The organism is Marinobacter vinifirmus (assembly GCF_002258215.1).
GTDB lineage: Bacteria > Pseudomonadota > Gammaproteobacteria > Pseudomonadales > Oleiphilaceae > Marinobacter > Marinobacter vinifirmus.
In genome coordinates this window covers 122,172-141,265 of the sequence record NZ_NEFY01000007.1, presented here as the reverse complement: position 1 = coordinate 141,265, position 19,094 = coordinate 122,172, and the positions used below count along the sequence as shown (strand labels likewise).

17 protein-coding genes and 2 pseudogenes are annotated in these 19,094 nt (G+C 58.0%); 10 read left to right on the top strand and 9 right to left on the bottom strand.

The features are described from left to right. Window positions 1–12: 12 nt before the first annotated feature. A pseudogene (locus B9Q17_RS10850) lies at window positions 13–640 on the bottom strand (transposase). Between the two features lie 192 nt (window positions 641–832). Between B9Q17_RS10850 and B9Q17_RS18385 the strand changes: the two are divergent. Beyond that, window positions 833–949: pseudogene (locus B9Q17_RS18385) on the top strand (integrase core domain-containing protein); the annotation flags it as partial. Between the two features lie 52 nt (window positions 950–1,001). Here the strand turns inward: B9Q17_RS18385 and B9Q17_RS10840 are convergent. Both B9Q17_RS10840 and B9Q17_RS10835 read right to left on the bottom strand, forming a co-directional pair. Beyond that, entirely contained in the window at window positions 1,002–2,225 is a 1,224-nt protein-coding gene (locus B9Q17_RS10840) for a tyrosine-type recombinase/integrase (RefSeq protein ID WP_244177370.1), read from the bottom strand. 245 nt (window positions 2,226–2,470) lie between these two features. Beyond that, window positions 2,471–3,340, bottom strand: a complete 870-nt coding sequence (locus B9Q17_RS10835) for a YicC/YloC family endoribonuclease (RefSeq protein WP_094625226.1) — start codon at window positions 3,338–3,340, stop codon at window positions 2,471–2,473. 146 nt (window positions 3,341–3,486) lie between these two features. Here B9Q17_RS10835 and rph point away from each other — a divergent pair, with 146 nt between their 5' ends. Then, the gene (rph, locus tag B9Q17_RS10830; protein WP_094625225.1) at window positions 3,487–4,203 is read left to right on the top strand and encodes a ribonuclease PH; all 717 of its coding nucleotides are present in this window, start codon (window positions 3,487–3,489) and stop codon (window positions 4,201–4,203) included. 157 nt (window positions 4,204–4,360) lie between these two features. Here rph and B9Q17_RS10825 read toward each other — a convergent pair whose 3' ends face one another. Continuing rightward, window positions 4,361–5,167, bottom strand: a complete 807-nt coding sequence (locus B9Q17_RS10825; protein ID WP_022987604.1) for an exodeoxyribonuclease III — start codon at window positions 5,165–5,167, stop codon at window positions 4,361–4,363. Window positions 5,168–5,249: 82 nt separating this feature from the next. On the opposite strand from B9Q17_RS10825, the gene pyrE reads away from it, so the two are divergent. After that, window positions 5,250–5,888 carry an orotate phosphoribosyltransferase gene (gene pyrE / locus B9Q17_RS10820; protein WP_094625224.1) on the top strand — a complete coding sequence of 213 codons (639 nt, stop codon included), beginning with the start codon at window positions 5,250–5,252 and terminating at the stop codon, window positions 5,886–5,888. A 3-nt stretch (window positions 5,889–5,891) separates the two neighbouring features. Further along, window positions 5,892–6,584: a DUF4124 domain-containing protein gene (locus B9Q17_RS10815; RefSeq protein ID WP_058339919.1), complete on the top strand. Its 693-nt coding sequence runs from the start codon at window positions 5,892–5,894 to the stop codon at window positions 6,582–6,584. A gap of 32 nt (window positions 6,585–6,616) precedes the next feature. Here the strand turns inward: B9Q17_RS10815 and B9Q17_RS10810 are convergent, their stop codons facing one another. Both B9Q17_RS10810 and B9Q17_RS10805 read right to left on the bottom strand, forming a co-directional pair. Beyond that, window positions 6,617–7,033, bottom strand: coding sequence for a hypothetical protein (locus tag B9Q17_RS10810; RefSeq protein WP_022987601.1), 417 nt, complete (start codon window positions 7,031–7,033; stop codon window positions 6,617–6,619). Window positions 7,034–7,176: 143 nt separating this feature from the next. Then, window positions 7,177–7,515 carry a DUF2782 domain-containing protein gene (locus B9Q17_RS10805; RefSeq protein ID WP_094625284.1) on the bottom strand — a complete coding sequence of 113 codons (339 nt, stop codon included), beginning with the start codon at window positions 7,513–7,515 and terminating at the stop codon, window positions 7,177–7,179. 85 nt (window positions 7,516–7,600) lie between these two features. On the opposite strand from B9Q17_RS10805, the gene polA reads away from it, so the two are divergent. Continuing rightward, window positions 7,601–10,330, top strand: coding sequence for a DNA polymerase I (polA, locus tag B9Q17_RS10800; protein WP_094625223.1), 2,730 nt, complete (start codon window positions 7,601–7,603; stop codon window positions 10,328–10,330). Between the two features lie 86 nt (window positions 10,331–10,416). Continuing rightward, complete coding sequence (locus B9Q17_RS10795; protein ID WP_058339922.1) at window positions 10,417–10,779, top strand: hypothetical protein; 363 nt, start codon at window positions 10,417–10,419, stop codon at window positions 10,777–10,779. Between the two features lie 37 nt (window positions 10,780–10,816). Here the strand turns inward: B9Q17_RS10795 and B9Q17_RS10790 are convergent, their stop codons facing one another. The 3 genes from B9Q17_RS10790 to B9Q17_RS10780 all read right to left on the bottom strand — a co-directional run bounded on the left by B9Q17_RS10790 (window position 10,817) and on the right by B9Q17_RS10780 (window position 14,618). Next, the gene (locus B9Q17_RS10790; protein WP_094625222.1) at window positions 10,817–12,301 is read right to left on the bottom strand and encodes an OmpP1/FadL family transporter; all 1,485 of its coding nucleotides are present in this window, start codon (window positions 12,299–12,301) and stop codon (window positions 10,817–10,819) included. 143 nt (window positions 12,302–12,444) lie between these two features. Then, entirely contained in the window at window positions 12,445–13,566 is a 1,122-nt protein-coding gene (locus B9Q17_RS10785; RefSeq protein ID WP_022987596.1) for a PilT/PilU family type 4a pilus ATPase, read from the bottom strand. A gap of 17 nt (window positions 13,567–13,583) precedes the next feature. After that, window positions 13,584–14,618, bottom strand: coding sequence for a type IV pilus twitching motility protein PilT (locus tag B9Q17_RS10780; RefSeq protein WP_022987595.1), 1,035 nt, complete (start codon window positions 14,616–14,618; stop codon window positions 13,584–13,586). Between the two features lie 52 nt (window positions 14,619–14,670). On the opposite strand from B9Q17_RS10780, the gene B9Q17_RS10775 reads away from it, so the two are divergent. The 4 genes from B9Q17_RS10775 (at window position 14,671) to B9Q17_RS10760 (ending at window position 19,069) form a co-directional block, all read left to right on the top strand. Next, a complete protein-coding gene (locus tag B9Q17_RS10775) occupies window positions 14,671–15,384 on the top strand; it encodes a YggS family pyridoxal phosphate-dependent enzyme (protein WP_094625221.1) in 714 nt (237 codons plus the stop codon). A gap of 61 nt (window positions 15,385–15,445) precedes the next feature. Beyond that, window positions 15,446–16,279, top strand: a complete 834-nt coding sequence (gene proC / locus B9Q17_RS10770; protein ID WP_094625220.1) for a pyrroline-5-carboxylate reductase — start codon at window positions 15,446–15,448, stop codon at window positions 16,277–16,279. Window positions 16,280–16,301: 22 nt separating this feature from the next. Continuing rightward, on the top strand, window positions 16,302–16,886 hold the full coding sequence (locus B9Q17_RS10765) for a YggT family protein (RefSeq protein WP_022987592.1): 585 nt from the start codon (window positions 16,302–16,304) through the stop codon (window positions 16,884–16,886). 218 nt (window positions 16,887–17,104) lie between these two features. Continuing rightward, complete coding sequence (locus B9Q17_RS10760) at window positions 17,105–19,069, top strand: dynamin family protein (protein ID WP_022987591.1); 1,965 nt, start codon at window positions 17,105–17,107, stop codon at window positions 19,067–19,069. The last annotated feature ends 25 nt before the right edge of the window (window positions 19,070–19,094 follow it).

The window sequence follows — 19,094 nt, the reverse complement described above, 5'->3', positions numbered from 1 at the left end:
TGGTCAAGTGTTTTAGGCCACCGTCTTTTGAGTTTTCCAATAGGCCTGTTCTGCCTCATTTGGCGGCAATCCGCCGTTGTATTTATGAGGCCGCAGTGCGCTGCAATAACCGATCATATAGTCCGTGACCGATTGCTTCGCCGTGGCAAAGCATGGACATCCGATTTCCGGCCCCCATTCTGCTTTCAGACTCCAGAAGATTCGGGATATCCAACTGTGGCTGATCCGCCTTCTTGTAAGCGTGCCCTAGCGGCTGCGAGCGCCAGCAGATCCGTTGCTGACAGCATGCGCCTCGACAACCTCGTCCAGCAGCGCTTTCTCAGCCTCGCAAGGCTCTCTGTCTCGGTCACGCCAGGCCCGGTAGCTGCTGCGGTACACCTCAAACACCCGACGCAGGCGCTGCACCGCATAGCTCTCTTCAAGTCGCTCGATTATCGAGAATTGCTCAGGGAGTCCGAGCTTCACCTTTTTGTGGTGCCTTGCCTGATCGCTCGGCTCGAAGCCTGCGCACCCAATACTCCATGATTGATTTACCAACCCCCATGGCATCGCAGGCCGCTTTCATTGTGTAGCCCTGGTCAATCACCAGCTGGGCCGCTTCCAGACGGAATTCCGGACTGAAATTTATTTTCTTTGGCATCCAATCCACCTGACTTGCTCTACGAGTGATCATACACTTAAAATCAGGTGGCCAGATTCACTATGCCACTACTCTTATAGTCAATTCGGTCGTTTCTGAATGTTCGCTTTTGTTTAGCAGCGGACCGATCGAGGCATCCGGTGGAAGCCGCAGGCCAGCAAGGTCAGGTACTGGTGGGCCTAAGAGAGACAGATAGAGATTGATTTCTCTCGGCCCGGCCAGCCCATCAACAATGCGACTGGAGAGTCATTCAACGGGCGTCTCAACCGGGAATACTTGGACGAGAACTGGTTCCCGTCACTGACCGATACCTCAACTCAAAACGCCTCACCGAGAACTTACACAGACTACCATCAAGCTGCTAATGATCCTCCACCGATGAGATAACCAGACCTTCCACTTTAGTCAGAGCCTCACGACGTTCGTCGAAATAGTCATAGCGGTCGTAAATGCCCTCAACGCCCTTTAACTTGTGGTTCAAACACCGCTCAGCGACATGTCCTGGCACTCCTGCAGATGCCATCAAACTGCGGCAAGTACGCCGCAAATCATGCACGGTGAATTCTGCAATATCCCCCATCCTGTTCACTGGCTGCACCTCCCTGCCTGGCTCCTTGCCGAACAGTTTCGCGATGGCTCGATTCAGCGTGTCTTTGCCCATGTGTGGCTGCTTGCTGGTGCGCCGATTGGGAAATACATAATCAGAACGAAAGGCTCGGATTTTGAGCTCTTCCAGCCAGGTCACTGAATGCTGCGGAAGAGGAATAACAATTTCAGTGCCTGACTTGCTTCGCTCTCCTGGGAGCCGCCAGCGGCGCTTATCCAAGTCGAATTCTGCCCACTTCGCTTCCGTCAGCTCAGTCTTACGTACACCCAAAACGATCAACAGCGCACAAGCTAGATAGTTTTCCCGGGTGAAACTGTCTTCGTTTTCCCGGAACACCTTAAAGACATGCTTGATCTCCTCGAGGGTTAATGCCCTGTCTCGGCTTTTCTCAACACCCCCTGCATCAGTGAATGTGAAAGCAGCCGCTGGGTTATAGGTAACCAGGCCCAGCTTGATCGCGTGGTTAAACAGCTGTTTCAGGTACATCAGAGTGTCATTCGCTGTGGTCGGTCGCCCGCTGTCCGCGACTTTCCGAACAATGGTTCGAACGTCCATCGGCTTGACTCCATCAACATCGAAGCCACCAATCGAAGGCGCCACCTCTTTAACGAAAATTCTTTTCGGGATGTGCGGGTGCTTAAGACGTTTTTCCAACTCCTGATACCAGTCGTCAAAGAGGTCATTCACGGTACTGAGCGTCACCTGCTCATCCCGCTTACGCTCCTCTATTGGGTCGGTACCGTTCCGAATCTCCTTTTGAATCTCCACGGCCCGCTCACGAGCCTGCGCCAGGGTGAAGTCACCAGACTTTGCCAGCGTTAACTCGCGCCGCTTACCAGAGAGTGTGTAACGCAACATCCAATATGGTTCACCACGCTTTGGCACCATGAGGTACAGCCCGTTCCCGTCGCTGTGGCGACCCGGAGAACCATCTTTGATCAAGGCGCGAACTTTGGTCGCTGTGAGCTTAGCCATCATTCACCCCCAACGCAGGTTGCGTTGAGGCCTCTAGCTCTGGCGGGTATATGCAGGGTAGGCAGGGTGGCGCGGGGAGTACACATAGATTTCTCGTACCTAAAATGGGGAGTAGACCGATTTACTCCCCATTATACCCCCCATTTTTCGCTGGATTAAACTAGATTTTGCTAGACAAACATAGACAAACTTCTATTTTTAACCTTTACTAACAGAATCTTAGAGACGAATTAGGACGCCAACGGACACTACTCAACATTCTGTACCTGCTCCCGCATCTGCTCGATCAGCACCTTTAAGTCCACCGCTGCTCGGGTGACGGCGGCATCGATGCTCTTGCTGCTCAGGGTATTGGCTTCCCGGTTCAGCTCCTGCATCAGGAAGTCCAGGCGCCGGCCGATGGCATCGTCGTTTTGCAGGGTGTCGGTGACTTCACTGATATGGGCATCCAGGCGGTCCAGCTCTTCGGCCACGTCACTTTTCTGGGCCAGCATGACCATTTCCTGGGCCACGCGCTCCGGGTCCAGCTCTACCTTGGCTTTCTCAAAGCGATCCCGAAGGTTCTGCTCCTGGGCGGCCAGCAGCTGGGGCATTTTCTCCCGAACTTCCGCCACCAGCTTACCCATGGTGGTCAGGCGGTCCTCGAACAGTGGCCGCAGGCGCTCACCCTCTCGCTCGCGAACCGTCATCAGCTCCTTGACAGTTTCCGCGAACAGCCCCGCCGCCGCTTCCTTGGCCGCGCTGTAATCCTTCTCCGGCAACGACATCACACCCGGCCAGCGGAGAATATCCAGTGCGTTGATGTGGGCGGGGTTATCCAGCATACGGTTAATGTGGTTGGCTGCTTCATTCACCGCCTGGGCCATTTCATCGCTGATCTCGAAGCTCTGCACCTCGCTCTCCACCGACTGCAGGCGCATGGAAATATCCACCTTGCCCCGCTTCAGCCCCTGCTTGCGCAACTCCTCCCGGAACCGGTTTTCAAGTTCACGGAAAGCCTCCGGCAGGCGGAAAGACGGCTCCAGGTAGCGATGGTTTACGGTACGGATCTCACAGGTGAGAGTACCCCAGTCACCCCGGGTATCCTTGCGGGCAAAAGCAGTCATGCTGCGGATCATAATGGCTCCAGTCGTGTTCAACAGAGTTTCGAGTTTAACAGGCAAACGCCCGGAGCAGCGAACCCGACCAAATGCTATACTCGGTGCCCTTTCAAAACGCCCGACCGGCAACAGCCGGACATTCATCTTCAAAAACAGGACACACTATGCGACCAAGCGGCAGAACGCCCGAGCAACCCAGAGACGTCCGCATCACCCGCAACTACACCCGCCACGCCGAAGGCTCGGTGCTGGTTGAGTTCGGCGACACCAAGGTTATCTGCACCGCCTCGGTAGAGAACAAAGTACCGCCCTTCCTGCGCGGCGAAGGTAAAGGCTGGATCACCGCCGAATACGGCATGCTGCCCCGCTCCACCGGCAGCCGCATGGGCCGCGAAGCCGCCCGCGGCAAACAAGGTGGCCGCACCGTAGAAATCCAGCGCCTGATCGGCCGCAGCCTGCGCGCCGCGGTAGACCTCGAAGCCCTGGGCGAACACACCATCACCATCGACTGCGACGTCATCCAGGCCGACGGCGGCACCCGCACCGCAGCCATCACCGGTGGCTGCGTGGCCCTGGTAGACGCCCTGAACCACCTGGTAGCGAATAAGCGCCTGAAAAAATCTCCGCTTAAGCAAATGGTCGCCGCCATTTCCGTAGGCGTATTCAAGGGCACCCCGGTGGCCGACCTGGACTACCCGGAAGACTCCGAAGCCGAAACCGACATGAACGTAATCATGACCGATCAGGGCGGCTTCATCGAAATTCAGGGAACTGCCGAAGGCGCACCGTTCGAACAAACAGAACTGGACGCCATGCTGGCGCTGGCAAGGAAAGCGATTAATCAGTTGTTTGAACTGCAGAAAGAAGCTTTGAGCGCATAGGCCTGACGGCCTACTGAAAACTAGCGGGTTCGGAGGGGGAAGCCTTTCCGGAACCGTCTCCGGCCAGGGATGGCCGGAGTCGAGCGCACAGGGATGTGCTTGTAGCGTGTTCCGGAAAGGCTTCCCCCTCCGGACACGCGACCGACTATCTCAAAGCTTAGAAGCCGATTTCGATATCGTAATCCATGATCACCGGCGCGTGGTCAGAAAACCGCGTACCGTCATCAATCCAGCCATCGCGAATAGTCTTGCGAATCCCCGGCGTCAGCAAATGGTAATCCACCCGGATACCGGCCTTCTTGCGGGAACCCTCGGTCTGCTCCGGCCACCAGGTAAACTGGTTGCTCTGCTTGTTGATCTCACGGAATGCATCAATACAGCCCATCTCATCGAACAAACGATCCAGCCACGCACGCTCATGGGGCAGGAAGCCGGAAAAATCCGTCTTGTGGTAGAGCGGGCTGGCATCCGTTACATGGTGAGCCGTCTGCAGGTTGGCACAGAAGATAAACTGACGACGCTTGCGCAGGGTTTTCTGCATATGCACGCCAAAGGCTTCCATGAACTCGTCTTTGTGATCGAGAACGGTCAGATCGTCTTCACCAGTCAGCTCTTCTTCACGGCCCAGGGCACAGGGCGCCAGAACACAGGCTACGGATACCTTGTCGAAATCGGCCTGGATAAAGCGACCTTCACGGTCGGCCTGCTCATTGGCAAAGCCGTACATAATGGCTTTCGGGAAGTGACGGGTATAGATGCCCACACCGCCGTGCTCGTTCAGCTCGCCATCGATGAAGTAGGCCTCATACCCTTCCGGAATCAGGTTTTTGTCTTCAACTTCGTAGGCACGCATCCGGTGGTCCTGAACACAGACAACATCAGCGTCCTGCTCTGCCAGCCAGTCAAAAAAGCCCTTCTCAACAGCCTGCTCCAAGCCATTGACGCTGATTGATACTACGCGCATACGTGTTCCCTGATTCGGTTTGTGTAGTATGATACCGGTTTTACGCTTTAATTAAAGATCCTATCCCGCCAGAAGCCTTGCCATGCATGACTATCAGCAAAAATTTATCGAATTTGCCATCCAGCGGAACGTTCTGCGTTTTGGAGAGTTCACCCTCAAATCCGGGCGCACCAGTCCGTACTTTTTCAATGCCGGACTGTTCAATACCGGCGACGACCTGCTACAACTAAGCAAAGCCTATGCCGCCGCGATAGAACGCAGTGGACTGGATTATGACATCATTTTCGGGCCTGCCTATAAGGGCATTCCGTTGGCTACGGTTACCGCCATGGCCCTTGCAGCAGACGGTAACAGCAAACCTTTTGCCTTTAACCGTAAAGAGAAGAAAGATCACGGTGAAGGCGGTAATATCGTAGGCGCTCCCTTGCAGGGTAAAGTGCTGATTGTGGATGATGTGATCACCGCAGGCACCGCCATCCGGGAGTCCATAGATATTATCCGGGCCGCCGGGGCCGAGCCGGCCGGCGTATTGATTGCCCTGGACCGCCAGGAAAAAGGCAATGGCGAACTCTCGGCCATCCAGGAAGTCGAAAAAGAATTCGGCATTCCGGTCGTCAGCATCATCCGCCTTGAACAGGTACTGGACTACCTGAAGTCCAACCCGGAATTCGCCGGCCATGCGGAGAGCGTAGCCAGCTACCGGGACCGTTACGGAGTCTGATAAATGCAACACCGTGTGATCGCATCGCCGGTTCTCGCCGGTCTTGTCGCCCTGGGGCTTCTGGCCTCTGCCGGCGCGCAGGCGACCATGTATCGTTACACGGACGAAAACGGACAACTGGTGATCGGCAATACCATTCCCCAGGAAGCCACCAAGCGCGGCTATGAGATCCTGAGCGACAACGGCCGGGTTGTGAAAACCATACCCCGGGCGCTGACGGCCGAGGAAATCGCCGCGCGGGAAGCGGCCAGGCAAGCCGAAGAAGAGCGCCAGCGGCAACTCGAGGCCCAGCAAGAGCTGGACCGGCAATTGCTGAAGCGCTTCAGCCATCCGGACCAGGCCATCCGGGCCCTGCGCCGGAAAATCCAGGAAATGAACAGCCTGATCCAGCTCAAACGCGGCAATATCAACGTGATTTCCGGGCAGCTGGATAACGAACAAAGCCGCGCCGCCGATATGGAGCGGGCGGGGCGTGAAATCCCCGAAGCCACGCTGGAGAAAATCCGCAGGCTGGAAGCCCAGATTCGTGAGGTGGAGCGGGAAATCTCAGCCCAGCAGCAAGACATCGAGTCCGTGCGCAAGGCCTACGAGGAAGACGTTCTCAGGCTGGAAGAAATTACCGGGGAAAAACGAACCATTCCCCTGAACCCGGAAAGCGAAAATGCTGATCCGGAAACAACAGAGGGCGCTCAATGAGCGCCCTCTGCTTTTTACACTACCGGCCTTAATCAGGCTGAGGCAGTTTCTTTCTTGGCCGCAGGCTTACGTGCCGCAGTTTTGCGGGCAGCCGGCTTCTTGGCGGTGACTGACTTCTTGGCGTCCTGGGCCGCCTCGGCCACGTCTTCAGCGGCTTCGGATACGGCATCAGCACTTTCAGCCGCTTCTTTCTCCAGCTTGGCAACCAGCTCAGCCGCGAAGTTACCGAAACGGCCGTTCAGGGAGCGCAGTTGCTCGAACAGGGTTTCGGAGTAGCCGTTGTAACGCTTGCGCAGGCTCTTCACGCTGTACTCGCGGGCTTCCGCTTCCAGCTTCTCGGCGTAGTCGAACGGCTTGGAGGCCAGCTTCTTCTGCTGCTCTTCCGCGGCGTTGATGCCCTTCTCTACGATGTCCTGCAGTTGTTCCTGGTAAGATTTGAGTTTACCCATGATGACTCTCCTGACGTTTCAGACGTTCGTGATTTTCCAACTTCGGCCGGCACTTCAGCGATCAGCGCAGCCGGCTTCTGGTAACTTTCACGGTCAGGTTACGGGCAAAAATTAGAATGTTCATACTAGAACTGCTCAGGTAATCACCAACGGAAGATTACCCAACTCGGAACCAGCAAGTCTGAATCGGTATCCTGCACCCAGCCACCGCCATCGGCAGGCACCAGGTAGTATTCCGGACCGATTTCCGGCACCACCTTGATCTCCATAAGCTGGCCGTTGACCCGGTACTCGTAGAAGACTTCGTTCTCGCCAGGGCGGATGACAATCTCCGGACCACCCTCGGGCGGCTGGTAATCGGAAATCACCAGCGGCTCCTGTGGCGTGACCACCGGGACGGCATCCAGGGCCCCCTCATCCTGGGCCGCAGCCGGCACACAGAAGCAGCCCAGCAACAGGGCGGAACAGGCGATTCGTTTCATTTTCGTGGTACCCTTTGATTCATCTTTCTGGCTAGAGTTGCACAAGCCAACCCACGCTTCAATCAGAATCCGGACCCGTTTTGACATGACTGAGAAAAAGACCCCACCCGTGGTTCTGGTAGACGGATCTTCCTACCTGTTCCGTGCCTACCACGCCCTGCCCCCGCTCACCACCAGCAAGAACCATCCCACCGGCGCCATCAAAGGCGTGGTGAGCATGCTGCGGCGGCTGGAGCAGGACTTCCCGGAATCAAAAGTCGTGGTGGTGTTCGATGCCAAGGGCAAAACCTTCCGGCACGACATGTACGAAGAGTACAAAGCCAACCGGCCGCCCATGCCGGAAGACCTGGCCATGCAGATAGAGCCGATCCACAACATCGTACGGGCCATGGGCCTGCCGCTGCTGATTGTGCCCGGGGTAGAAGCCGACGATGTGATCGGCACCCTGGCCCACGAAGCCACCAGCAAGGGCATCGATGTAGTGGTGTCGACTGGCGACAAGGACATGGCCCAGCTGGTGAGCGACCACGTTACCCTGATCAACACCATGACCGAAACCGCCATGGACCGTGACGGCGTAGTGGAGAAGTTCGGCGTAACGCCAGAGCAGATCATCGACTACCTGGCCCTGGTGGGCGACAAGGTGGACAACATCCCGGGCGTGAACAAGTGCGGCCCGAAAACCGCCGTAAAGTGGCTGCAGGCGTATAACGACCTGGACAACCTGATCGAACACGCCGGCGAAATCAAAGGCAAGATCGGTGAATACCTGCGCGAGGCTATCGACACCCTGCCCCTGAGCCGGGAACTGGCCACCATCCGCCTGGATGTCGAACTGGAATTCGGGCTGGAAGACCTCACCGAGCGGGAGCAGGATGACGACAGCCTGCTGGAGCTGTTCAAGGAATACGAATTCCGTAGCTGGATTGCCGAACTGGAGAACGAAGGCTCTGCCAGCGACAAGAAAGCCGCAGCCTCCGAGCCGGAGCCTGCCAAAGCCGTTGAGAAAAAATACTCGGTGATCACCGAGCAGGCCGAGTTCGACCAATGGCTGGAACGCCTGAAGGCCGCCGACCAGTTCGCCTTCGACACCGAAACCACCAGCCTGCGCTACATGGACGCTGAAATTGTCGGCGTATCCTTTGCCATCGAGCCCGGCGAAGCGGCCTATGTGCCCCTGGGCCACGACTACATGGGCGCACCGGACCAGCTGGACCGTGACGAAGTGCTGGCCCAGTTCAAACCGCTGCTGGAAGACCCGAAACAGAAGAAGATCGGCCAGAACCTGAAGTACGACAAGAACGTGCTGGCCAACCACGACATCCACCTGGAAGGCATCAGCGACGACACCATGGTGGAGTCTTACGTGCTCAATTCGGTAGCCACGCGCCACGACATGGACAGCCTGGCCCGGGAGTATCTGGGTGTGCAAACCATTACTTACGAATCCATCGCCGGCAAGGGCGCCAAGCAGCTCACCTTCAACCAGATTGACCTGGAAAAGGCCGGGCCCTACGCCGCCGAAGACGCCGACATCACCCTGCGCCTGCACCAGGCCCTGAGCCCGAAACTGAAAGAAACCGGCAAACTGGAATCCGTCTACCGCGACATCGACCTGCCCCTGGTACCGGTACTGTCGCGCATGGAACAACGTGGCACCCTGATCAGCGCCAGCACCCTGCGCCAGCACAGCCAGGAGCTGGCCGAGCGCATGGCGGAACTGGAGAAGGAAGCCCACGAGGTAGCCGGCGAAAGCTTCAACCTGGGCTCCACCAAGCAACTGCAGGCGATTCTGTACGACAAGTTCGGCCTGCGGGTGATCAAGAAAACCCCGAAGGGCGCGCCCTCCACGGCCGAGCCTGTGCTGCAGGAGCTGGCCCACGAGCACGAACTGCCCCGGCTGATTGTGGAACACCGCAGCCTGAGCAAGCTCAAGTCCACCTACACCGACACCCTGCCGGAGCTGATTCACCACCGTACCGGTCGGGTGCATACCTCGTACCACCAGGCGGTCACCGCCACCGGGCGCCTGTCGTCTTCTGAACCGAACCTGCAGAACATCCCCATCCGCACCGAAGAAGGCCGTCGCATCCGCCAGGCTTTTATCGCTCCGGAAGGTTACAAGCTGCTGGCAGCGGACTATTCCCAGATTGAACTGCGCATCATGGCGCACCTGTCTGGAGACAAGGGCCTGCTGACCGCCTTCGAGCATGGCGAAGACATCCATAAAGCCACCGCCGCCGAAGTCTTTGGCGTGAGCCTGATTGAAGTCAGCTCCGACCAGCGCCGCAGCGCCAAGGCCATCAACTTCGGCCTGATCTACGGCATGTCGGCCTTCGGCCTGGCCCGCCAGCTGGGCGTGGAAAGAAAGGTGGCGCAGGAATACATCGACCGCTACTTCGAGCGTTACCCGGGCGTACTGCGTTACATGGACAACATCCGCAAACAGGCCCACGACGACGGCTATGTAGAAACCCTGTTTGGCCGTCGGCTGTACCTGCCGGAGATCAACGCCCGTAACAAGCAGATGCAACAGGCTGCCGAGCGTACCGCCATCAACGCGCCCATGCAGGGCACTGCCGCCGATATCATCAAGCGGGCGATGATCGATGTGGACCAGTGGCTGCACGCCGAGCACCAGAACGACGCATGCATGACCATGCAGGTGCACGATGAACTGATCATCGAAGTGCGGGAAGACGCCGTTGAGAAGGTCCGCGAGGGACTGGTGAAACGCATGTCGGCGGCCGCAAAGCTGGACGTACCGCTGCTGGTGGAAGCCGGCGTGGGCGACAACTGGGACCAGGCCCACTAACCCGGCGCTCGCATGGCATAAAAGCTGCATCGGCCCCGGTGTCCGGGGTAACACCCGATGCAGTGACATCCATGCGAGGCCTTCCCATGAATTCCGCAACCATTGAACGCAACTGGCTGTTCGATCCTTCCCTGTTAAAACTGGTACACCAGTGCCGGCGCCTGATCCAGTCCGAGTTCGGGGTAAAACTCCACCTTAACGAAGCCGACCTGGCGCAGAACCTGGCCAGCTATGCAGGCAGAAGCCGGTCAAAGAATCTGGTGTATACCTGGCAAGCACTGAAACAACGGGTGCCGGAACTGAACGAAGAAACGGAAGAGGAAAGTGTGACGCCGCGAATGTACCGGGGACAGCCGATTGCCGATGGCCGGCAGGAGAAGAGTTCTGTAGAGGGGGAACCCTGCCCCCGGCAGAAGAAAGTGATCTACCGGGGGCAGGTGGTGGGCTGATTTCAGAGGGAATCAGCCCTGAGTTGAGGTCAGCCGATTAGAAGGCTTTGCTGAACTCGATAGCGGCGCTCCAGGCGCTGAGGTCGTATTCGGCTTTGTAGTTAGTCTTAGAAGATGGAACGGCTGGCTGCTGATGTGAGTATTCACGATCATCTACATTCGCATCATCCGCGAAAATCAGAGTGCCAATGGCCGCGTCGACAGTCCAGCCGCTTTGCGCGTCTTTCCACTGAGTTCCCAGAGTCAGCCAGTGGCGATCTTCGGAAGGAATACGCGCTGTCACAAAGTTCTCGTTAACCGGTGATTCGTCAAAAGCGTAACCTGCCTTGAACGCCCAGGCTTCATTGGCTTGCCAGATACCACCAAGGTTGAACTGCCAGGTATTGTTCCACTTTTCCGTTACGTGGGTAATAGGATCACCGGCAGCGGGCTGGATAACCTGAGAAACCTGACCAGCTCCTCCTTCTGCACTGTATACGTCCAACTCCTCAAAACGACTCCAACGAGAATAGGTTGCACCGGCAAGCAGAGTGAACTCCGGGTTCAGCTGGTGGCGCACACCGACGGTGAGACTCTCAGGGATCGCCAGCGGCACTTCGGCTTTCTCCGTCAGTGTCTGCGGCCCAGTAACGCCCGGAATGCCCAAGAGCTCTCCCGGAAACTGACTAATTTCCAGATCGCCTTCAAGTTCAAACTCAGTCCCGGTCTGGGCTGTCAAACCGAATTGAGTAGCTTCTGACAACTCATACAAAAAGCCGACACGGAAGTTAATGGCAATATCATCCCCTTCCACATCGGAGTATGTATCGGGATACTGAGCCGCCAAGCCATTTGCTTGCGCCAGGATTTGTTGCTGTGCAGCCGCTGGCAACCGGTCCAGGCTTGTAGCACCAGCCGCCTGAACACTCCCTCGAACAACGGCACCGCGCAAGTCCTGATACTTCGTCAAACGGCCCTCGCCGTACATAACGTTGATGCCAACGCCCATGGATAGGCCTTTACCGTTGTTCACCGCGATCGAGGGACTAAAGGAGATCACCGTTAATTCAGTTTTGTCTGCCAGATAACGACCGGCAAAATCGTTCTCGTAATCTGCTGCCAGGCCATAAGGAGCGTGGATGCCAAACCCAACATCAATGGAATCGTTGATTTCGTGGGTCAGATAAAAGTTTGGCAGCACAGCAGGATCAGCAATGTCACCACCATTACCGGTGTATGCTCCCGGCTGACCAAGCGCGTCTGTTGACTGAACAGTCGAGCTCTTAGCCTCAGCATCAATATCCAAAACCGCCGCACCAAAAGAAATATTGGTACCAGACAGCTGGCTCATGCCCGCCGGGTTGAACAGCACCGTGGTAGCGTTTTCGGGGTTGGCGGCAGCGCCGGCGTTGGCGACGCCCATCTGGCTGGCGCTTTGTTCGTTCAGTGAGAAACCACCAGCCATTACGCTGGCAGGTGCCGCAACAGCGGCCAGGGTAGCAAAGCGGATTGCTTTTACGAGTGCATTGGTGTTCTTGTGCATGGTGTCTCCTTATTAGTTTCGCGCGGAGTATACGCAGCACATGGCCACGGCCTCAAATGCCAAAGCTACTGATTCAACAGGCTAACCATCTACGACTTTTGTCTTAAATCAAAGCCCCGGCTCCGGGGCCTTGTACTGCGGAATTAATCGTGCTGGATCGAGAGTTTGTCGACGGTAGAGGACAGCTTGTCAGCCCCCTGGGCATCTGCGCCCAATTTGATCATCAAACGCAGGTCGTTGGCGGAGTCAGCATGGGCCAGCGCATCTTCGTAGGTGATCGAGCCTTCAGAGTATAGACGGTACAAGGCCTGGTCGAAGGTCTGCATGCCGGATTCGTTCGACTTCGCCATCAGCTCTTTAAGCTTGTGTACCTCTGCCTTACGGATCAGGTCAGCCACCAGCGGGGTGTTAATCAGGACTTCGATAACGGCCTTCCGGCCTTTGCCGTCCGGCGTGGGTACCAGCTGCTGGGCCACAATAGCCTTCAGGTTCAGGGACAGGTCCATCCAGATCTGGTTGTGCTGCTCAGGCGGGAAGAACTGGATAATCCGGTCCAGGGCCTGGTTGGCGTTGTTGGCGTGCAGGGTGGCCAGGCACAGGTGGCCGGTTTCGGCGAACTGCACGGAGTATTCCATGGTCTGGCGGGTACGCACCTCACCGATCAGGATAACGTCCGGAGCCTGGCGCAGAGTGTTTTTCAGGGCCACTTCGAAACTTTCGGTATCAATACCCACTTCCCGCTGGGTAACGATACAGCCTTGATGCTGGTGCACGAATTCGATCGGGTCTTCGATGGAAATAATGTGGCCGCGGCTGTTGCGGTTACGGTGCCCCAGCATGGCCGCCAGCGAGGTGGACTTACCGGTACCGGTGGCGCCCACAAACATGATCAGGCCCCGCTTGGTCATGGCCAGGTCCTTGACGATTTCCGGCAGGGCCAGGTCGTCAATCTGCGGGATCTTCACTTCGATACGCCGCAGCACCATGCCGCAAAGGTTGCGCTGGAAGAAGGCGGACACACGGAAACGGCCGATACCCCGGGCGCTGATGGCAAAGTTGCATTCGTGGCTTTCGTCGAATTCGGCGCGCTGCTTGTCGTTCATGGCGCCGTACACCAGCTCTCGGGTCTGTTCCGGTGTCAGCGCGTTCTTGGTGACCGGCAGAACCTTGCCGTTCACTTTCATGCTGGGTGGTACGCCTGCTGTAATGAACAGGTCTGAACCGCCCTTCTCCACCATCAACCGCAACAGTTTTTCGAATTCCATTTTGCTACCTATCTATCTCAGAAGTTATCCGGCATCTTGGCCTTGGCACGGGCCTGTTCGCGAGAAATGAGGCCCTTCTGCAGCAAACGCTCCAGGCACTGGTCCAGGGTCTGCATGCCAATGGAACCACCGGTCTGGATAGACGAGTACATCTGGGCGATCTTGTCTTCCCGGATCAGGTTCCGGATAGCCGGGGTACCGATCATGATTTCGTGGGCCGCAATCCGGCCACCGCCCATTTTCTTCATCAGGGTCTGGGAAATAACCGCCTGCAGGGATTCCGACAGCATGGAACGAACCATGGATTTTTCTTCCGCCGGGAATACGTCTACCACCCGGTCAATGGTCTTGGCCGCGGAGGTGGTGTGCAGAGTGCCGAATACCAGGTGGCCGGTTTCGGCGGCGGTCAGTGCCAGGCGGATGGTTTCCAGGTCCCGGAGCTCGCCCACCAGAATGATGTCGGGGTCTTCCCGCAGGGCCGAGCGCAGGGCTTCGTTGAAGCCCAGGGTGTCCCGGTGCACTTCCCGCTGGTTCACCAAGCACTTTTTGGATTCGTGCACGAATTCGATCGGGTCCTCGATGGTGAGGATGTGCTCGTAGCGGGTGTCGTTGATGTAGTCCATCATCGCCGCCAGGGTGGTGGACTTACCGGAACCGGTGGGGCCGGTGACCAGCACCAGGCCGCGGGGCACCGAGGAGATATCCTTGAAAACCTGGCCCATGCCCAGATCTTCCATGGTCAGAACCTTCGAGGGGATGGTCCGGAACACTGCGCCGGCACCGCGGTTCTGGTTGAAGGCGTTAACCCGGAAACGGGCCACGCCAGGCACCTCGAACGAGAAGTCGGTTTCCAGGAACTCTTCGTAATCCTTACGCTGCTTGTCGTTCATGATGTCGTAGATCAGCCCGTGCACTTCTTTGTGCTCCATGGGCGGAAGGTTGATACGGCGAACATCGCCATCAACACGAATCATCGGGGGCAAACCGGAAGACAGGTGCAAATCCGACGCACCCTGTTTGGCCGAGAAGGCAAGCAGTTCAGTAATATCCATAGGATTCCTCGGAGGGCTTTTTCTTTTAGTCCAGAAGCGGCAAACTCACACTATGAGCAGCATAGCAGACAACATCGGGAGCGTAACCCGACGCATACAAAAAGCAACACTGAAGGCGGGGCGCGACCCCGACAGTGTGCGCCTGTTGGCAGTCAGCAAGACCCGGCCACCGGAAGACCTGCGCGCCGCATTCGAAGCCGGCCAACAGGCATTCGGTGAAAACTACCTTCAGGAAGCGCTCGACAAGATCGGTGCGCTGGATGACCTGGATGGCATCGAATGGCACTTCATCGGGCCTATCCAGTCCAACAAAACCCGGCAGATTGCCGAGGCCTTTGCTTGGGTGCACAGCGTGGATCGCCTGAAGATTGCCCGCCGGCTGAGCGAACAGCGGCCGGAGTCTTTGCCGGCCCTGAACATTTGCCTGCAGGTGAACATCAACAACGAAGACAGCAAGTCCGGCTGCACGCTGGACGAACTGCCGGAGCTGGTATCGGCAATCAGTGACCTGCCGAACATCAGCCTGCGCGGGCTGATGGCCATTCCGGATCCGGACCAGCAGGAATCGGAGCTGCGGCTGAGTTTCCGAAAACTGGCCGGCACCCTGAAACACCTGAAACAGGACCACCCGGACGCCGGCCCGCTGGATACCCTTTCCATGGGTATGTCTGACGACCTGGAACTGGCCATTGCCGAAGGTGCCACCTGGGTTCGGGTGGGCACCGCCCTGTTCGGAGCCCGGGCGAAGCAACAGAGCCTGAGCTGACCGGCCCGGTTCCTGCTATCATCCGGATCAACGAATCCATCGACCAAGCCCGGAGTTTACCGTGAGCAACTCATCCACCATTTCCTTTATCGGTGCCGGCAATATGGCCAGCGCCATCATTGGCGGCATGCTTGATAACGGCTACCAGGCCGGGAACATCTGGGTCAGCGCGCCCGACGACAGCCACCTGCAGGCCCTGCGCGATCGCTTCGGTGTAAGCGTGACCACCGACAACCGCCACTGCGCCCAACAGGCCGACACGGTGGTGCTGGCGGTGAAACCCCAGGTGATGGCCGAGGTTTGCCGGGATATCGCCCCGGTGGTGCAGAACACCCGGCCGCTGATGGTGTCTATTGCCGCCGGCCTGGGGTCTGACACCCTGGACAGCTGGCTCGGTGGTGGCCTGCCCCTGGTGCGGGTAATGCCCAATACGCCGTCACTGGTTGGCAAGGGCGCCGCCGGCCTGTTCGCCAATGCGGCGGTAACAGCCGAACAGAAAACCATGGTGCAGTCGGTATTTGAAAGCATTGGCTCTGCCCTGTGGGTAGACGATGAAGAACAACTGCATGGCGTAACCGCGCTGTCCGGCAGTGGCCCGGCCTACTTCTTCCTGATGCTCGAAGCGCTTGAAGCGGCCGCCACCGAAGCCGGCATCGCCCCGAAAACTGCCCGGGAGCTGGCCATCCAGACCATGGCTGGCGCCGCGGAGATGGCGGCCCGCAGCGAGCACGATCCGGCCCAGCTCAAACGCAACGTAATGTCGCCCGGCGGCACCACCGAGCGGGCAATCAATACCTTCGAAGACGGCGGCATGCGAGACCTGGTGCAGAAAGCCTATAATGCCGCCTTCGAACGCTCGCAAGAAATGTCCAAAGAACTGGCAGACAAACAGTAACCGATAACGGAGACACAGCTTCATGCTGGCAGACATTGTCATTACCATCCTGCTGATCGCGTCCACCTTCTACATGACCATCGTGTTGCTGCGCTTTTTGCTGCAACTGGCTCGGGCGGATTTCTACAACCCCATTTCCCAGTTTGTGGTGAAGGCCACCAACCCGCCGCTGCGCCCCCTGCGCCGATTCATTCCCGGCTGGGGCGGCATTGACGGCGCCGCGCTGGTACTGGCCGTCATTATCCAGGCCATCACTTTCTTCCTGATCCTGGTCGCCCTGAACGGCGGTATCCCCGCCATCAACCCCATCACCCTGCTGGTGTGGGCGGTGCTGAACGTGCTCAGCCTGATTGTGAAGATCTACTTCTGGTCGGTTATCGCGGTGGTTGTGGTGAGCTGGATTGCGCCCCAGAGCGGTCACCCGGCTATCCAGCTGGTGGCGCAGATTACCGAGCCGGTAATGCGGCCGGTGCGCAACATGATGCCCTCCATGGGCGGGCTGGACCTGTCTCCGATCATCGTGTTCCTGATCCTGAACGTGATTACTGTGGTGATCGATCACATGAAGGTGGCTGCCGGCCTCGGCTCGATCGGCCTCGGGATGTAAAACAGGTCTCAAGAATACATTTTGTTACACAAAAGTCGAAACACAGACTTTTTGATAGCCGGAAGATCAACCATTTGATTTTCCGGCTTTTTTATTTTGTCATTCTGCGCCTTCCGCCTTGATCCGCGACAGGTTCGGGCGCCAAAAACCGGCAAAGCGGTTATGATTAACGGCGTTTAATCTGGGAGCACCCGGAAGTCGCGCAGAAGGATAAACCGATGAAAATGCACGGAACTCTGTCGCAGCAGGTTGAGGCCTATCATAACTGGAAGAAGGAACTCATCCGGCAGATCGGCCGCTACCGGCTGTGGCTGCAGGACAACGACCTTTTCTCCGAAGACGTCAGCACCCGAATCCGTAACGGCCTGGAGCTGCTCATTGAAGATGAGCTGACCATCGCCTTTGCCGGGGAATACTCCCGGGGCAAGACCGAGCTGATCAATGCCCTGTTCTTCTCCGGCTATGGCCAGCGCATGCTGCCGTCCCAGGCGGGCCGCACCACCATGTGCCCCACCGAACTGTTCTACGACCGCAGCGCCAACCAGAACTACCTGCTGTTGCTGCCGATCGAAACCCGCACCGGCGAGCTCTCCCTGCAGCAACTGCGCAAGCAACCGGAGCACTGGGTCAGGCACGACTTGGACGAGCACGACCCCGAAGTGATGCGAGAAGTGCTGGCCGAAGTTGCCCGCACCAAGAGCGTAACGCCCCAGCAGGCCCGCAAGCTCGGGTTCGACGAGGACATGCTCGAGCACGACCGCAGCAACCCCGGCAACGTACTGGTACCGGCCTGGCGTAACGCCCAGATCAGCATTCGCCACCCGCTGTTCGAGCGCGGCCTGCGTATTCTCGATACCCCGGGCCTGAACGCACTGGGTTCCGAGCCGGAACTGACCATCAGCATGCTGCCCCGGGCCCACGCCATTATCTTTGTGCTCAGTGCCGACACCGGCGTAACCGCCAGCGATATGGCGATCTGGAACGAGCACATCGACACCGAGTACGCCGACCACCGGGCCGGCCGCTTCGCGGTACTGAACAAGATCGACGTACTCTGGGACGACCTGCAGGGCGAGCAACATACCAACGATGCCATCGAACGGGTGCGCGGCTACACCGCAGACCACCTGGGCATCCGCCAGCAGGACGTGATTCCGCTGTCTGCCAAGCAGGGCCTGATCAGCCGTATTCGTAATGACGATGCCCTGTTTAAACGCTCCAACATCGACCAGCTCGAGCAACTGATTGTCCGCCGCATACTGATGCACAAGGAAGAGCTGATCACCCAGAACCTGATCAACGATCTCCTGGGGATGCTGCAGAACAGCCAGGCGGCCATGCAAATCCGGCTGTCGGCCCTGGAAGAGGAACGCACGGCCTGTACCGGCGCCACCGTAGACAAGGCCTCCATTGCCCGGCTCGCCGAACGGGCCCACAAGGATTACGACTTCTACTACAAGAAGCTGATTACCCTGCGCTCATCCCGGCGGCTGATGGACTCCCAGGGCGAGATGTTGCGCAAGCTGGTGAGCGAGGAACGCTTTGAAACCCATGCCGCGCAGGTGCGGCTGAAAATGTCGAAAAGCTGGACGACCGCGGGCATGAATGCGGCGATGGATCACTTCTTCGAGCTGCTGGAAGCCGACCTGACCAACCTGCTCAGCGAGGGCCACCTGGCGGAAAAAATGGTTGGCGCTATCTACCGCCGCTATAACGAAGACAACCGGGCACGGCACCTGGAGCCAATCCCCCTGCGGGCCGGCCGCCATGTGATCGCAGTGCGGGAATTACGCAAGAAAGCCAGGCGGTTCAGGGTCAGCCCCAAGAACCTGCTGACCGAGCAATCCCTGCTGGTTCGCCGGTTCTTCAACGTGATGGTGGGTGAAGCCCGCACCCTGCATGCCCGGGTACGAGCTGACGTGGAGCGCTGGCCCCATGAGGCCTTGCTGCCGATCATGCAGTACTCCATGGAGCAGAAGCAGTTGCTGGAGCACCAGATCCGCCGCCTGCGCGACATGGTGCGAACCGACCGCGACACCCGGAGTGAACGGGAGCGACTGGACCACACCATTGCCGACCTGCGCAAACAACTGGAGCTGGCCGATGCCATGATGCGGCAAATCCGCAAGCCGGCCCCCACCCTGTTGCAGCAGAAGGTGGTCAATATTTCCGGCGCTGTCTGACATACCGGAGCCCGGGCAACGCACC

Excerpts from the sequence above, each read along its gene's own strand:
- B9Q17_RS10840 (WP_244177370.1), bottom strand. The coding sequence starts at position 2,225 with ATGATGGCTAAGCTCACAGCGACCAAAGTTCGCGCCTTGATCAAAGAT.
- B9Q17_RS10835 (WP_094625226.1), bottom strand. The coding sequence starts at position 3,340 with ATGATCCGCAGCATGACTGCTTTTGCCCGCAAGGATACCCGGGGTGAC.
- rph (WP_094625225.1), top strand. The coding sequence starts at position 3,487 with ATGCGACCAAGCGGCAGAACGCCCGAGCAACCCAGAGACGTCCGCATC.
- B9Q17_RS10825 (WP_022987604.1), bottom strand. The coding sequence starts at position 5,167 with ATGCGCGTAGTATCAATCAGCGTCAATGGCTTGGAGCAGGCTGTTGAG.
- pyrE (WP_094625224.1), top strand. The coding sequence starts at position 5,250 with ATGCATGACTATCAGCAAAAATTTATCGAATTTGCCATCCAGCGGAAC.
- B9Q17_RS10815 (WP_058339919.1), top strand. The coding sequence starts at position 5,892 with ATGCAACACCGTGTGATCGCATCGCCGGTTCTCGCCGGTCTTGTCGCC.
- B9Q17_RS10810 (WP_022987601.1), bottom strand. The coding sequence starts at position 7,033 with ATGGGTAAACTCAAATCTTACCAGGAACAACTGCAGGACATCGTAGAG.
- B9Q17_RS10805 (WP_094625284.1), bottom strand. The coding sequence starts at position 7,515 with ATGAAACGAATCGCCTGTTCCGCCCTGTTGCTGGGCTGCTTCTGTGTG.
- polA (WP_094625223.1), top strand. The coding sequence starts at position 7,601 with ATGACTGAGAAAAAGACCCCACCCGTGGTTCTGGTAGACGGATCTTCC.
- B9Q17_RS10795 (WP_058339922.1), top strand. The coding sequence starts at position 10,417 with ATGAATTCCGCAACCATTGAACGCAACTGGCTGTTCGATCCTTCCCTG.
- B9Q17_RS10790 (WP_094625222.1), bottom strand. The coding sequence starts at position 12,301 with ATGCACAAGAACACCAATGCACTCGTAAAAGCAATCCGCTTTGCTACC.
- B9Q17_RS10785 (WP_022987596.1), bottom strand. The coding sequence starts at position 13,566 with ATGGAATTCGAAAAACTGTTGCGGTTGATGGTGGAGAAGGGCGGTTCA.
- B9Q17_RS10780 (WP_022987595.1), bottom strand. The coding sequence starts at position 14,618 with ATGGATATTACTGAACTGCTTGCCTTCTCGGCCAAACAGGGTGCGTCG.
- B9Q17_RS10775 (WP_094625221.1), top strand. The coding sequence starts at position 14,671 with ATGAGCAGCATAGCAGACAACATCGGGAGCGTAACCCGACGCATACAA.
- B9Q17_RS10765 (WP_022987592.1), top strand. The coding sequence starts at position 16,302 with ATGCTGGCAGACATTGTCATTACCATCCTGCTGATCGCGTCCACCTTC.
- B9Q17_RS10760 (WP_022987591.1), top strand. The coding sequence starts at position 17,105 with ATGAAAATGCACGGAACTCTGTCGCAGCAGGTTGAGGCCTATCATAAC.